9 protein-coding genes are annotated in these 15,409 nt (G+C 46.4%); 4 read left to right on the top strand and 5 right to left on the bottom strand.

The window, feature by feature from the left end:
* Positions 1-8: 8 nt before the first annotated feature.
* Both ONT18_RS14925 and ONT18_RS14920 read right to left on the bottom strand, forming a co-directional pair.
* Positions 9-3,182 carry a SusC/RagA family TonB-linked outer membrane protein gene (locus ONT18_RS14925; protein WP_264906435.1) on the bottom strand — a complete coding sequence of 1,058 codons (3,174 nt, stop codon included), beginning with the start codon at positions 3,180-3,182 and terminating at the stop codon, positions 9-11.
* 121 nt (positions 3,183-3,303) lie between these two features.
* A complete protein-coding gene (locus ONT18_RS14920; protein WP_264906434.1) occupies positions 3,304-4,749 on the bottom strand; it encodes a glycoside hydrolase family 5 protein in 1,446 nt (481 codons plus the stop codon).
* Positions 4,750-5,226: 477 nt separating this feature from the next.
* Here ONT18_RS14920 and ONT18_RS14915 point away from each other — a divergent pair, with 477 nt between their 5' ends.
* Positions 5,227-9,333: a hybrid sensor histidine kinase/response regulator transcription factor gene (locus tag ONT18_RS14915; protein ID WP_264906432.1), complete on the top strand. Its 4,107-nt coding sequence runs from the start codon at positions 5,227-5,229 to the stop codon at positions 9,331-9,333.
* A gap of 207 nt (positions 9,334-9,540) precedes the next feature.
* Positions 9,541-11,211, top strand: coding sequence for a glycoside hydrolase family 43 protein (locus ONT18_RS14910; RefSeq protein ID WP_264906430.1), 1,671 nt, complete (start codon positions 9,541-9,543; stop codon positions 11,209-11,211).
* A gap of 88 nt (positions 11,212-11,299) precedes the next feature.
* Here ONT18_RS14910 and ONT18_RS14905 read toward each other — a convergent pair whose 3' ends face one another.
* Together ONT18_RS14905 and ONT18_RS14900 are read right to left on the bottom strand one after the other, a co-directional pair.
* Positions 11,300-12,133 (bottom strand): bifunctional metallophosphatase/5'-nucleotidase, encoded by an 834-nt coding sequence (locus tag ONT18_RS14905; protein ID WP_264906894.1) that lies wholly within the window; start codon positions 12,131-12,133, stop codon positions 11,300-11,302.
* Between the two features lie 71 nt (positions 12,134-12,204).
* Positions 12,205-12,981, bottom strand: a complete 777-nt coding sequence (locus ONT18_RS14900; protein WP_264906428.1) for a 5'-nucleotidase C-terminal domain-containing protein — start codon at positions 12,979-12,981, stop codon at positions 12,205-12,207.
* Between the two features lie 268 nt (positions 12,982-13,249).
* Here ONT18_RS14900 and rplS point away from each other — a divergent pair, with 268 nt between their 5' ends.
* Entirely contained in the window at positions 13,250-13,615 is a 366-nt protein-coding gene (gene rplS / locus ONT18_RS14895; RefSeq protein ID WP_264906426.1) for a 50S ribosomal protein L19, read from the top strand.
* Between the two features lie 154 nt (positions 13,616-13,769).
* Here the strand turns inward: rplS and ONT18_RS14890 are convergent, their stop codons facing one another.
* A complete protein-coding gene (locus ONT18_RS14890) occupies positions 13,770-13,994 on the bottom strand; it encodes a hypothetical protein (protein ID WP_022122172.1) in 225 nt (74 codons plus the stop codon).
* A gap of 212 nt (positions 13,995-14,206) precedes the next feature.
* On the opposite strand from ONT18_RS14890, the gene ONT18_RS14885 reads away from it, so the two are divergent.
* The gene (locus tag ONT18_RS14885) at positions 14,207-15,391 is read left to right on the top strand and encodes a phosphoribosylaminoimidazolecarboxamide formyltransferase (RefSeq protein ID WP_233401169.1); all 1,185 of its coding nucleotides are present in this window, start codon (positions 14,207-14,209) and stop codon (positions 15,389-15,391) included.
* The last annotated feature ends 18 nt before the right edge of the window (positions 15,392-15,409 follow it).

The raw sequence follows: 15,409 nt of genomic DNA, 5'->3' as shown, positions 1-15,409 counted from the left end.
AACGCTGTTTACAACTCTAACTTGATACCGAAGTTGATACGCTTCATTGTAGGGTATGCACCCTGAGAAGCAAGACCTGTACCTGCGAAGTTCGACTCACGGTCGTCAGGCATATCAGTCCAAAGGAAGAGGTTGTTACCATTTACATAAACCTTCAACATCGAGAGACCGAGACTCTTGATCCATCCGTCATTCCAGGTATAAGCCACCTCCAGGTTCTTCAAGCGACAGAACGAACCGTCGTAGAGGAAGCGGGTACCCTCATAGTAACTTGGCGTAGAGTTCATGCGGAGTGAAGGAATACCGTTTGGCGTTGATGGTGACCAGTAAGCACCCTCCTTGAACACCGTGTGAAGGTATGGCTTAGGCAATGAGTTGAATGATACATAGCGGCTCACGTTGTTTACGCCATAGAACTGTGCATAGATGCTGAATCCCTTGTAGTCAATACCGATAGTGGCATTGTAGGTGTTCTGAGGAGTACCTGTAAAGCCATAAGGCGCACTATCATTAGTATCAATCACACCGTCACCATTGAAGTCGGTGATGATATACTGACCTGGCAACTTCTGGTTGTCGTTGGTATTGTGAGGAGTCATGGCGATGACATCATCCCAAGACTGTGCTGTACCATTGTCGAGATAGCTCTTGCCCTGTCCGATGGAGAATCCAACGTTCTTCTGGTATGCAGGAAGCAACTCTGGGTCGTCATGCTCGGTAACAACATTTTTTGCATGCGTCATGTTCATATTGGCATAGGCATGGATACCGTTGGCAAAATCATACTGCAGTCGAACTTCAAGCTCATAACCTGTGGTCTTGGTTCTACCCTTGTTAATGTAAGGAGCAGAAGCACCGAAATAGGAAGGCACCGAACGGCTGCCGCCGGCAATCATGATGTCGGAACGCTTCTCATTGAAGAATTCAAGCGAACCAGCTACGAGACCTCCGAGGAAAGCATAGTCGATACCGAAATTCTGTTTGATGGCCTTCTCCCAATGGATATCTGGGTTACCTACCTTCGATTCCTTATACCAGGTGTAAATGGATTCGTTGTTTGGGTTGGTTGAATCAAGATGGGTCTTGCCACCATAAGCCCAAGTGGTCTGGTAGAGCCAGCGTTCCCATACATTATCCTCACCAATCTCTCCATAAGAGTAGCGGAACTTGAGGATGTCAACCAGGTTTCTGCCGAATACCTTTGCCTCAGTCACTGGCTTGAACCATTTCTCGTTGGCTACGTTCCAACCGATAGCACCTGAATTGAAGAAGGCAAAACGATTGTTCTTGGAGAACTTCTCTGAACCGTTGTAGGCACCGTTATACTCGAACATGTAGCGATCGTCATAATTATAGGTGGTACGGAATGCCCAGTCCTCACGGTAGTTGGTAAACTGAGAACCCGTAGCACGCTCAGAGCGGTTGAATACGCCCATAGCTGTTACATCGTGCTTGCCGAACTTGCGTCCCCAATAGAGCTGTGCCTGATAGAAAAGGTTACGCTGGGTAAGATTGTTGTTGAGCGCACCCGCATCTGTCGTCCATGCGATGGTCTCCACAAAATCGAAGTTGTTGTGTCCCGCAGGCTTCTCCTTATAGGTTACCACACCCGTTACAGGGTCGATATACTTATACTGGGCTGCATGATTGAGGTCATTGACACCTCGGTTTGCTTCCACAAACACGTTATCCCAAGATACGAGGGCAGATGCCTTCAGACCCTTTGTAATAAAGGAAAGATCCTGCTCGAGCGTAAAGTCGGTGTTGATACGGGTTGTAGTGGTTGACTGCTCACCATGAAGTGCAAGTTGGGTCACAGAGTTAGGAGAGCCTTGCTCATCTTTAGGGAAATAGCCCCAAACACCATCACTATACTGTGGCAGGAAGGTATCATGAGGTGCTGAGTAAGCTGCCTGCCAGAGCTGGGACTCAGCCCATGAACCTTTCTCCAAGCCATAAGGTGACTTGCGGATACCATGGCTACCCGAAAGGTTTGCCTTCAGCGTGGTAGTCTTGGTGAGCTGGAAGTCGAGATTGGAACGAACGTTGATACGGTTGAATCCGTAACCACTGGTATAACCACGATTGTTATTCCACTCGCGGAAGAGGTCACCCTCGTGCTGATAGTCGATGGCAGCATAATACTTCACTGCCTTGGTACCACCAGCGATATTCACATTGGCATTGTAAGACATGGCGTAGTTCTTGAAGAGTTCCTTCTGCCAATCTACATCCGGATAACGCTCGCTCATCAGCAATCCGGTCTCCGGATCAATACTGCCGGCTGGAGCATTGTATTTATCGATGAATTCGGTAGAGCGGATGTCACCCCAGCTTGAAGGTGAGAGTCCCAACTCATGCTTGATTGCCTGGTTCACATAATAGAGTGCATCGGCAGAACCGTAGGTCTCAGGCAACTTAGACACCAGCTTGATCGCAGTGCTTGCACTGGCAGAAATCTTAGCCTTGCCTTCCGTACCACGCTTGGTGGTAATCAGGATAACACCATTCGCACCCTTCACACCATACACGGCAGTGGCAGAAGCATCCTTCAATACAGAGATAGACTGCACGGAATGGATATCCACACTCGACATAGGGCGCTCGATACCATCCACAAGAATGAGAGGGTCGGAAGAGTTCCAGGAGCTCACACCACGAATCACAATCTTAGGATCCTCATCACCAGGCATACCTGATGAAGATGATGTAATCACACCAGGCAGATTACCTGTCAGGGCAGAACCGATGTCTGAAACACCACCTGCGCGTTCCAACACCTTACCTGTGGTCTGGGTAATGGAACCTACGACAGAAGCCTTCTTCTGCTGACCATAACCAACGACTACAACTTCGCCGATGGCGTTGTCGTCTTCAAGAGTAAGTTTGAACTCTCTCTTCTTACCGATCTTTACTTCCTTGGTCTTCATACCTACGTATGTAAATACGAGGGTAGAATTCTCTGAAGGAACACTGATACTGAAATTACCATCAAAGTCGGTGACCGCACCGACGCTGGCATTACCTTTCACTTTTACAGTGGCACCTATCAGAGGCTCACCTGTACCGTCAACAAGATTACCCTTGACCTGGATCTTCTGTGCCTGAGCATTCAGGCTGCAGAAAGCTCCCACCAAGCATAAGGCTGCTGTCCGTTTCATTGTTAACACTTGTTCAATCATGTTCTATTCATTTTTGATTTATGCTTTAAAAATTTAGGCGTGCACAAAAACTGTTTATTCACGGCGGCAAAGGTATGGATTTCTTTCGAAACATACTTTGCGTGGTGTAACAGAAAGTTTATCATTTTAGAAAAACCTTGCGAGAACGTATTTTTCCATTGCTTAACAGTTGTTTTATTATATAAACACCAGCAGTTGGCTTTTCAACTTCTTTTCCTTCTATATTATAATATAAGGTGGAAACCACGTCTGCCTGGGTTTCTAATTGTTTAATTCCTGTTGCATTTTGTTTCAAATACCATTCCTTGTACCATTTAAAGCAAGCTTCGCCGCAAGCCTCGTCTACTCCCTTGAACGCAGGCTCCACAACCTTGTCCTTGAGATAAGTGTCGATGTCGAAGTAGAGTCCTGAGCCTTGAAGCGTCATGCTGATATTGCCCAGTTTGTCGTGGATATACTTCCATCCTTCACCAAAACCTGATGTGGTAGCGGTGCCCCAAGTGCCATAGTTGCTCTCCACCCAGTTGCCCTGCTCGTCCTTGTGGCCTGAGCCTGGCTTGTATGGGCTCCAGTCTATCTCGGTCACGATGATAGGATTGGTCTTCACCACTGGCACAGCTTCCAGGAATGCATTGTAGAATATCTCCTTGTTGGTATTGTCATTGTTGCCCGAGCCTGACTTATACCAGCCTGGATAGCAGTGAACGGCATAACCCAGATTGTTTTGCGAGTCTACTATCGGATGCTTTACATAGTCACGATAGTTTTGCTGCCAAGTGGTGCCCGGCACCCAGATGATGCCATTGAATCCATCGCGGCGAATCTTGGTCACGACAGGCTGGAAGAATTCCTTCATAGCTCCATTGTCAGAACTGCCATTCCACGTGATGGAGATTGGCTCGTTGGCTAGCTCAATGGAAATCTGTCCGGAATGTTCCTGGATATATGGATCGGAAGCAAACTCATGCCATATATTGAGAAGATAATACAGATAGCACTTCTTCTTGGTGGCGGCATTGTTATATTCCTCTACTGTGAGCTTTGGAGGGCAAACCCCAGGAGGGCGAACCACTACATAAAGGCCGTGTGCCAAAGCCTGCTTGATGAGCGGAATATAGAGTGACTGGAGATACTTCTTATAATAAGGTAAGTAAAACTTGGTAATATTTGCCTCGCCAGTAGTCTCGGCACCATTATTTTCATAATAGCTCATATAGCCAGAGTTCAGACTCTCGGTACCATTGGTCCAGCATGGGTCCATGTGCAGACGGAACACATCACAGTAAGCGCCCTGGGAATGATCGGTAATGGCGGTGAAGATCTTCTCGAAATAATTGAGGCAAGGCTTCACATCAGCATCCGTATAGTCAGCCTTCCACGCCTGCCATCTCCAATTGTTGAAGTATCGATTAGGCGTGTCCATCACACCATGCAAGACAACGGTCTTACCATTGGCATCCACCAGATTCTTACCCTGCACACGAAGTGCCGGCAGATTATCGGCAGCCAGTCCCGCCATTGACAGCATAGCCATAGCGAGTGATATTAACATTTTCTTTCTGTTCATTGTTATAATTATTTTTAGATTTATCAATATTTGTCAGTCACCTTATTATATTATGAAGGATTGCCAGGTTCCAGTTTACAGAAAAGGATGCTGGTCTTTTAAAATAGAATGGCGCGTAATCACTACGCACCATTCCCGAAAACCAATTAATCATGATTCTATATAAAAACCATAATATCAAAATCTTTTAGAAATTCTAAACCTATTCTACAAACTATTATGTATAAACCTAACTAACCTAAATATTCAAAATATATACAACTTAAAAACCGATGCAAAGATACTCCTAATCTAGGAAACATACTTTATAATAAGTAACCAATAGTTTTTCTCTCGTACCACATGTAACATTATCTTTACTCTACGTAACATTTTAACATCTTTTTAGCACAAATCTATAAAAAACATACATTTCTGTGCACTATTCTCCCATAAATTTTGTATTTTTGCAAACGAATATAAAAAAGCCAAAAGACAATGAAACCAAGAATCATGATGATTTCCATGAAATCAAACCTCAGAACAATGAGATACATCGGTCTTTTACTGATGTTTATCTTCAGTCTCACTGCGCAGAACATGATGGCGCAGCGAGGAAAACTTTTCAATTCAGACAACCAGCTTTCGAGCAACCTTGCCACTCAGGTGTTCCAGGATTCAAATGGTTTCATTTGGATTGCCACCCGTAACGGCTTGAATATCTATGATGGCTATAACTTTATGGTCATCAGAAAAGCCTACAACAACAGTAACGGGCTCAACAGCAACTATATCAACTGTATAACACAGGATGAAAAGGGGCGTATTGTGCTGGGAACTAACAAGTCGCTACTTATACTTAATGGTAAAAGGTTCTGCAACGTACCTATGCTCGATTCAAGAAATAAGCCTATAAACACTTACGTTACCCAGGTAAGCCGTTTGCACAATGGCGATATTGCTGTCGTTACCTCCGGTTACGGCATCATGACCAAGAAAATAGATGCAAACGCCTGTTACACCATGAAAGGAGAAGTAGAGAAGCTGAAGTTTGTACACAAGATATTGGAAGACAAACAAGAAAGGCTCTGGATTATCCTGGAAAACGGAAAGCTGTATCGGAAAGAAAAGAACGGCAAGATTGTTTCCAATTTCGCAGGCACTGAAAACGCTGAGGCGCAAGATATCAGGCAAGACAAGAAGGGCAACATCTATCTTGCCACCAAGAATGATGGCGTTTACCTTCTCAAGGCAGGTTCAACCATCTTCACCAAGATAGCCGGCATAGGCAATCTTCCTATTGACAACATCTATATCAGCCGTGACCAGCACTTGTTTATCGGTTGCGATGGTATGGGTATCTTCGTGTATAATCCTGTAACAGGATTCTTGCAAAATAATCCTCTGTTCTGCCATGAAGTAAATCTTGCCAAGAGCAAGATTACCAGCATTATAGAAGATTTTACGGGAAACATCTGGGTGAGCATGCTCCAGAAGGGCGTATTCATGCAGTCGCAGGCTCAATGCGATTTCAACTATATGGGCTACCGTTTGGACAGCCGCAACGTGATAGGCGAAAACAGCATCACAAGTCTGTGTGCCAACCAGGGCGATCAAGTCTGGGTGGGCACCGACAAGGATGGTCTTTACCTCTTTGACATAAAAACCGGTAGCATCAAGAGCCATTTATTAAGCAACACCACGGTACTGGCACTCTGCAAAGACAAGAAAGGCAGAACATGGGTAGGAACCTATACTGACGGCATCGGATTGATAGATGCGGGGGGATCTTTCCATCCATTCAGCCTAGGCATTGGCAACCAGGCGGGCATCTTCGATATCCAGGAAGACCCGCAGGGCAATGTATGGTTTGCTACCATGGGCAAAGGACTTTTCCGCCTTTCTCCAGATGGAAGCATCAAGCAATGGGAAGCACAAGATGGTGCCGACAACAACCTGAAAAAGAACAGTATTCCTAATGATTACCTCATAAATCTTAGCATCTCAAAAGATGGTAAGCGGGTTTTCGTAGCCACTTCTGTGGGTCTGGCTTGCTATGACCAGCAAAAAAACAGCTGGACTTCAACTTTCGGTGGCGTCAACTGTCTGAACAAGGGCAGTTTCTCTCATTGCGTTTATTCTGACAGCAAGAACCGTGTATGGTTTGGCACAGAAGACGGCGCAATCTGCTATGATCCGAAGAAGGGATATGCTCATCCGAAGATTTATAACACAGAACTTGGACTTTCTGACAACAGCGTAACCAGCATCATAGAAGATTACAAGGGCAGAATCTGGATAGGAACTACCTGTGGCTTAAACCAGGTAGATACAGAAAAAGGAACTATCAACAAGTACTTCTCGGACAATGGCTTACAGAGCAATGAGTTCAGCGATGCAGCAGCCTGCACGCTCTGGGGAGGAAAGATGCTGGTGATGGGCGGAACCGGCGGTATCAACTGGTTTGATACGGACAAGGTGAAACAGCATCCTTGGCAGGCAAAAGTTACCATATCAGGACTTCTTGTGGGCAACAAACCTGTATACCCGGATATGGAATCGGGCATCTATACTATCACCGACAAAGGCGTCTACAACAGCGACAAGTTCTCCTTATCTCATGAAGACAACACCTTCACCATCCACCTGTCTACTCTTACATATAATAATGTAGAGCAGATCAGTTACGCCTACAGCATCAATGGTGAGGATTGGCGAACCATACAGTCTGGCATGAACGAGCTGTCATTCTCACACATGCCAGCAGGTACCTATAAGTTCCGTGTCAAGGCCATCTGCAACGGATACGAAACCCCTGTCAAGGAGTTCTCCATCATCATTCACCCAGCCTGGTACGCCAGCATTTGGGCAAGAATCTGCTATCTGCTTGCCTTCCTGGGGCTCTGTCTGCTCTATATCAAGCACCGCAAACGCAAGATGGAAGACCAGCTCATATTGCAGCAGCATATCCATGCGGAAGAGATGGGCGAAGCAAAACTGAAGTTCTTCATGAACATCAGCCACGAAATCCGTACCCCATTGACCCTTATCCTCACTCCGCTGTTCACGCTGATTAAGGAAGACAAAGACGCTCACCGACAGGGCATCTACGATATGATGCGCAAGAACTCGGAACGAATCCTGCACCTGATTAACCAGATGATGGACCTGAGAAAGATTGACAAGGGACAGATGGTGATGCACATGAGCGAAACCGATATGGTTGCCTTTATTGGCGATGAATACAAACTCTTCTGCCAGCAGGCGATAGCCAAGAGCATCCACTTCACCTTTGAGCACGAAGACGAAACTCTCCCGGTATGGATAGACCGCGACAACTTTGACAAGGTATTGATGAATGTCCTGTCAAACGCCTTCAAGTTTACTCCTGCAGGCGGCAGAATCCGTATCACCCTCTCCCACTCGCCTCATCATGTCCGCATCGCCATCAAGGACAGCGGCAAGGGCATTCAGGAGGAAAAGCTCGAAACGATTTTCCAGCGCTTCTATCAGAGTACCACCACTTCTAATGACCGGAATGTAGGTACGGGAATCGGTCTCGACCTGACGCGCTCACTCGTGGAGCTGCACTACGGAACCATTACAGCCGCCAACAACAAGACACTTGATGAAGCCGACTGGAAGGAAGGAAGCCAGTTCCTCATCACACTGCCTCTGGGCAACGAGCATCTGAAACCGGAAGAAATGATAGATGCACCGGAGCCACAGACTGCTGAAGACATCAAGGAACTGGAAGAAAACATGGAGGAAGGAAACGAAGAGAATGCTGCCGATACAGCCAATGACGCCGAAGAAGATTTCAAGAGCAAGGTAAAGAGCACCATCGCTGTGGTAGAAGACGATGAGGCAATACGTAATTTCCTGAAGACCCAACTACAGGAAACCTACAATATCCTTACCTTCTGCAACGGAAAGGAGGCGCTGCCGGAGATTATCAAGCAGAAGCCAAGCCTCGTTATCTCAGACATCATGATGCCAGAAATGGACGGCAATACACTCTGTACCAAGATTAAGAACAATGTGAACACCAACCACATTCCGGTGATTCTGCTTACAGCGATGAGCAGAGAGGAAGACCAGCTGACCGGTTTGCAGTCGGGTGCCGATGCCTATGTGGTGAAGCCGTTCAATATGGACATTCTGCGCCGCACCATCATCAACCTGCTCAACGTGCGCCGTACTTTGAGAAACAAGTTTATGGGCAACGAGAGACAGAGCGACAGGCAGATTGCGATAGAAAAAACCCTTTCGCCAAAAGACCAGCTGATGGAACAGGTGATGAAGGTTATCAATGATAACATGGATAATGAGGACCTGAGTGTGGATATGATTGCCCGCGAAGTAGGACTGAGCCGTGTGCATCTGCACCGCCGAATGAAGGAACTGACCAACCAGACACCACATGCCTTCATCCGCAATACCCGTCTGCAATATGCCGAAAAGTTGCTGAGCCACTCTAACAAGACGATAACAGACATCATGTTTAGCTGCGGTTTCTCCAACCCATCCAGCTTCAGCACCATGTTCAAGAACTTTTATGGCTCTTCGCCTCGCGATTATATGCAGGCACACCGGAAAATCTAGCCTTTTCACTGCAGAAAAGGCCAGATGTTTCCCATAATAAAGTATTTGTTACAAATAGAGAAGCTTATGATACGCCTCGCAAAGTGTTGGTAACATTCTGTGGGGGTATATTTAAAAGGAAAGCGGTAACTTTGCAGCAGAATTCTGAATACATGTTTCAGCCATGAGTTCAGATACTCATTCTGTAATTTTAAACCCAATAATAAAATGAAAAAAATTGCAATCTTATCGCTTTCCCTGACGCTTGCAGCCGCTGCACAGGCGCAGACAGCTGAGTTTGACTATTTCAAGTATGCGGGAAATGACGCTCGCTTCAATGTTGAAATCGACAAGACTCACCAGTATTACAACCCGGTACTGGCTGGTTTCTATCCAGACCCATCACTCTGTCGCGTAGGCGACACCTACTATCTGGTAAACTCTTCGTTTACCTTCTTCCCAGGTGTGCCTCTCTCAACCAGTAAAGACCTGGTCAACTGGCAGCCAGCCGGTCATGTTCTCGACCGCACATCACAGGTTCCATTGAAGGGCCAGCAGGTATCAGCCGGTATCTTCGCACCAGCCATCAGCTATAACAAGAAGAACAAGACCTTCTATATGATTACCACCAATGTGGGAGCCGGCAACTTCTTTGTGAAATCAAAAGATCCTTCCAAAGGCTGGAGCGAGCCTATCTATCTGAAGAAGATTGACGGCATCGACCCTAGCTTCTTCTTCGATGACAACGGAAAGGGATATATCGTACATAACGGTCCAGTAGTTGGCGGTGCCGACTATGAGGGTCAGCGTGCTATCCGCTGCTTCGAATTCGACGTGAAGGGCGACAGCATCAAGGGCGACTTCAAGGAGATTCTGCGTGGCGGAACCCATGTAGAGGCGCGTCCTATCTGGATTGAGGGTCCTCACCTCTTCAAGAAGGGCAAGTTCTATTATCTGATGTGCGCAGAAGGTGGTACAGGCGGATGGCACAGCGAGGTTATCCTGCGTGCCAAGAATCCGATGGGACCATGGGTGGAATGCCCTAACAACCCTATTCTTACCCAGCGTACCGGTCTCGACCCTAACCGCAAGGACCCAGTATCAAGTGCCGGTCATGCCGACATCGTAGAAGATGGCAAGGGTAACTGGTGGGCTGTATTCCTGGCTTGCCGTCCTTATGAAGAGGATATGTACAACACAGGTCGCGATACTTATCTCCTGCCTGTAACCTGGAAGAATGGATGGCCAGAGATTCTTGCCAAGAATACTCCTATCTCTACCGTTGGAGAGAAGGCTGGTTTGAAGCCTGCCGCAAAGAATGAGTTCTCAGGCAACTTCTCTTATGTGGATAACTTCGATGTAGATAACAATAAGGTGGGTCTGAAAGAGTTGAATCCACGCTGGATGTTCCTCCGTGACTTCGTTGACTGTTACAAGGTAGAAAACGGCAAATTGAAGTTCAATCTCCTGCCAGGCAACATCTACAAGCGTGAACCGATGTCTGCCATCTGGGCACGTCAGCAGCACGGCACCTTCACAGCTGAGACAGAAATCAACTTTACTCCTCGCAACGACAAGGATATCGCAGGCTTGGCACTTCTCCAGAAGGAAGACCACAACTTCGTATTGGGTAAGACCATGAAGAATGGCAAGCTGATGATTACCCTGACCCGTGCCGAGAAGAACAACGTAACTATCGCTTCTGCTCCTATCAAGGGAGGTAAGCTGAAGCTGAAGGTAGAAGGTCATGACAGATATTATGATTTCTATTATGCTGAAGAAGGCGGCAGCTGGCAGCTTCTTGCCAAGGGTGTAGATGCATCTAACCTGAGCACCCAGAAGAGCGGTGGCTTCCTCGGTGCCTGCATCGGTCTCTATGCTTCTTCCAACAAGGAATAAGGATTTGAGAAAAGATTAACGTTTTAGGAATAGATAATAAAAGAAAAGGTTGATACCTCGCATTTTGCCCGGTATCAACCTTCTTCTTTTATTTATTCTTCACAATATCCAATGTCATTTTTCCGACCCAGATGGCGCTCTTGCCGTTCTGGTCGACTGGCACTGGTTTGCCATCGAGGTTATTCAGATACTCCAACTGCTTGAAGTAGGTATGGCTATGACCGCCCAGTATCAGGTCGATGTCACGGGTGGCTGGGGCTACCTCAGAATCGTCGATGCCATCTATCTTCCAGCCCAGGTGGGAGATACAGATGATGACATCACACTTCTCTTTCTTCTTCAATATCTCTGTCATTTCCTTTGCCTTGGCGATAGGATCGAGATACTTGATGCAGCCATAGTTGGCTTCGATTACCAAGCCGGCAAGTTCCGGACACAAGCCGAAAACGCCAATCTTCAGTCCCTTACGCCTGATAATGGTATAAGGCTTTACGACATCTGCCAGTTCGGTACCGGTGAAATCATAGTTGGAGCAGACGATAGGAAACTTCGCCATCTTGAAGATGCGCACCATGTTGTCTATTCCGAAATCAAACTCATGGTTGCCGATGGTAGCAGCATCATATTTCATCTCGTTCATCAGTCCAACTTCCACATCTCCCTTGAAGAGAGAGTAATAAGGTGAACCCTGTGAGAAATCGCCACTGTCAAAGAGCAGCAAGTCGGGATTCGCCTTACGTTCCTGACTGATCATCGCCACTCTACGGAGGAAACCGCCACGATTTGCTGTTGCGGTATCTGCGAGATTCGGATTGATGGGCATTACGCATGAATGCGTATCGTTGGTATGGAGCACTACGAGTTGCTTTACCACCTTTGCCTCTTTCTTAGCTTTAGCCTGAACGGCTGCCGGCTGCATCATGAAGGATGCCAGAGCCAGACCTATATATAATAATGTATGTTTCATCAGAATTATCAACTATAAACTATTAACTATTCTACCACGCAGCGGCCTTCAATCTTAGATTTCACCTCCTTGCCCTGTGCCTGCATCTCACGGAAATAATTCATGATGATGTAGCGCACATTGTTCTCTTTCTGCTTAGGAGCAAAGACATCGGTTCCGCTCTTGAAGGCTACGAGCTGGTCATTACCTTCGGCAAGATAATCGAGGGTTGCAACGCGGTAACTCTTCTCCGGATCAACAGGTTCACCGTTCAGCGTAACGCTCTTCAGCTTGCCATCCTTGGTGATGACCATTCTTACAGCATGGCTCAAGCCTTCGCCGCCACGATGAGCTATCTGCTGGAAGAGTTCCAGAACCTTATCGCCCTTCAGGGTCAGGAAACAGATTTTGTTCTCGAAAGGAGCCATATCGTTCACATCGCCTATAGTAACCTTTCCCTTGGCAAGATTAGAACGGATGCCACCCATATTGTAAACAGCGAAAACAGGCTGTTCTTCAAACTGCTTGCCACCCCATACCAGAATGTCACAGAGCAAGTTACTGAGTTCGCTCTCCGGACGGTGACGGGTCATATCATGAGCAATATGACCTACAACAGGGCCCATGATACTGTCTACCTTACTCTTATAAGGAGCGATAAACCTGGCAGCCTCAGCATCAGGCTGTGCATCCCATTTCTGATCAACCAATATTCGGGTTCTCTCCACCTTCGCCACCTTGTATTTCTGGGCGAAAGCCGGACTTGTCATCAGCAGCATCACCGTTGATGCAAGTGCCACCTTCATACCATTCTTTTTCTTCATATTTATTGTTATCTTAATGTTTTGGAGTGCAAAAATACAAAATAAATCTGTGAAATCCGTGAAATCTGTGGGAAAAGACGCTGACCAGAAAGAAAAATAGTTAAATCTGCGAGAAAAAAGAAAGAAAGTGTCTGAAAATTTGCGAGATACAAGAAAAAGTAGTAACTTTGCACCCGCTTTTCGGCGTAACCGCTGTTGTCTGGGCAGAAGTGTTGTCCAAGTCCATGTTGCGTTGGAACGACAAACAATTTTTAATTTTATACAAAAAATGGATTTGATTAAAGTTGCTGAAGAAGCATTTGCAACCGGCAAGAAGTTCCCTGAGTTCAAGGCAGGTGATACTATCACAGTCGCTTACAAAATCGTCGAGGGTACTAAGGAGCGTATCCAGCTCTATCGTGGTGTTGTTATCAAGATCTCTGGTCATGGTGACAAGAAGCGTTTTACAGTTCGCAAGATGTCTGGTACTGTAGGTGTTGAGCGTATCTTCCCTATCGAGTCACCAGCTATCGATTCTATCGAGGTGAACAAGCGTGGTAAGGTTCGTCGCGCTAAGTTGTATTACTTGCGTAAGCTTACTGGTAAGAAGGCTCGTATCGCTGAGAAGAAGACTGTAACTAAGGGTGCAGAATAATTTTTCTTAGGAGACCTAATCAGAAAAAATAAAGGGAATCCAGTCTCACGACCGGATTCCCTTTTTTATATCTACAATCTTATACCGAAAAACAACTATTCTTTACGATTCAATAAATCATGGCTGCCTACTAAACCAACCATGCTCCATTCTTTTATTTTTCGCCCGCATCATAATTCACGAGCCCATCCTCCGTGCCGTGTAAAGCACCTTGGAAATCATCCCAACTCTGGAATCCGGCAAGCAGCGCCAGCTTGTCCAAAGTCTGGCGGGAAGGCTTCTCCTTCCCTTTCAAAACATCCCACATTTTGTGGAAAACATGAGCCTTGCCAACCTTCTTTTCTATGTGTTCAGCAAGGACTTTCAAATCCTGTTTCATAACAATCCTCTCATATTTACTAACTGGGAGCAAAAGTACTGAAAAAGAATGAAACAGAGTACATTTTTCCCGACTTTTTTATGTTTTGGGGTAAAAAAAATGCTTTATATCATAAAAATGCTGTTTTTTAGGGCTTTTTACGAAACAGAAGTCCAATATCTCAATCATTTTTTGTAACTTTGCGCCAAATTCCAAAATACATTTCTTAGAAGATGAAAGAATTAGCACTTAAGTACGGATGTAATCCAAATCAGAAACCTTCTCGCATCTATATGGATGACGGAAGGGAGCTTCCTATCGAAGTGATCAACGGCCGTCCTGGCTACATCAACTTCCTGGATGCCTTCAATTCCTGGCAATTGGTCAAGGAGCTCAAGGCTGCTACAGGAATGCCTGCTGCCGCTAGTTTCAAACACGTTTCTCCTGCCGGTGCAGCTATCGGCTTGCCTCTGAGCGACACATTGAAGAAGATTTACTTCGTTGATGATGTCAAGTTTGAGCTCTCTCCATTGGCTTGTGCCTATGCTCGTGCCCGTGGCGCTGACCGCATGTGCTCTTATGGCGACTTTGTTGCGCTGAGCGATGTATGCGACGAGGCTACAGCCCTCCTCATCAAGCGTGAGGTGAGCGATGGTGTCATTGCTCCAGGCTATACTCCTGAGGCTATTGAGATTCTGAAGGAAAAGCGCAAGGGTACCTACTGCGTTATCAAGATTGATCCTGACTATGTGCCAGCTCCTATCGAGCACAAGCAGGTGTTCGGTGTTACCTTCGAACAGGGACGCAACGAGGTGAAGCTTGATGATCCTGCTCTCTTCGAGGATGTTCCTACCAAGAACAAGACTTTCACTCCTGAGGCTAAGCGCGATCTGATTATCTCGCTCATCACCCTGAAGTATACTCAGAGTAACTCTGTATGCTACGTAAAGGATGGTCAGGCTATCGGTATCGGTGCCGGCCAGCAGAGCCGTATCCACTGTACCCGTCTGGCTGGTTCTAAGGCTGATGAGTGGTGGTTGCGCCAGTGTCCTAAGGTGATGAACCTGCCTTTCAAGGAGAAGATCCGTCGTGCCGACCGCGACAATACCATCAATGTCTACATCTCTGATGAGTGGGAGGATGTATTGCAGGACGGCGTTTGGGAGCAGTTCTTTACTGAGAAGCCTGAGCCATTGACCCGCGAGGAGAAGAAGGCTTGGATTGCACAGAACAAGGGTGTATCATTAGGTAGTGATGCTTTCTTCCCATTCGGCGACAATATTGAGCGTGCTCACAAGAGTGGTGTTGAATACATAGCAGAAGCAGGCGGTAGTATCCGTGACGATCATGTTATTGATACCTGCGACAAGTACGGCATCGCTATGGCGTTTACTCACGTTCGCCTCTTCCATCACTAATTTATTATATAATTAAGG

Origin of the sequence: Segatella copri (assembly GCF_026015295.1) — a bacterium.
GTDB classification, from domain to species: domain Bacteria; phylum Bacteroidota; class Bacteroidia; order Bacteroidales; family Bacteroidaceae; genus Prevotella; species Prevotella copri_C.
The sequence above is the reverse complement of the archived record's forward strand: the minus strand, read 5'-3'. Positions and strand labels throughout refer to the sequence as shown.

Coding starts and splice junctions, on each gene's coding strand:
- ONT18_RS14925 (WP_264906435.1), bottom strand. CDS start 3,182: ATGATTGAACAAGTGTTAACAATGAAACGGACAGCAGCCTTATGCTTG.
- ONT18_RS14920 (WP_264906434.1), bottom strand. CDS start 4,749: ATGAACAGAAAGAAAATGTTAATATCACTCGCTATGGCTATGCTGTCA.
- ONT18_RS14915 (WP_264906432.1), top strand. CDS start 5,227: ATGAAACCAAGAATCATGATGATTTCCATGAAATCAAACCTCAGAACA.
- ONT18_RS14910 (WP_264906430.1), top strand. CDS start 9,541: ATGAAAAAAATTGCAATCTTATCGCTTTCCCTGACGCTTGCAGCCGCT.
- ONT18_RS14905 (WP_264906894.1), bottom strand. CDS start 12,133: ATGATGCAGCCGGCAGCCGTTCAGGCTAAAGCTAAGAAAGAGGCAAAG.
- ONT18_RS14900 (WP_264906428.1), bottom strand. CDS start 12,981: ATGAAGAAAAAGAATGGTATGAAGGTGGCACTTGCATCAACGGTGATG.
- rplS (WP_264906426.1), top strand. CDS start 13,250: ATGGATTTGATTAAAGTTGCTGAAGAAGCATTTGCAACCGGCAAGAAG.
- ONT18_RS14890 (WP_022122172.1), bottom strand. CDS start 13,994: ATGAAACAGGATTTGAAAGTCCTTGCTGAACACATAGAAAAGAAGGTT.
- ONT18_RS14885 (WP_233401169.1), top strand. CDS start 14,207: ATGAAAGAATTAGCACTTAAGTACGGATGTAATCCAAATCAGAAACCT.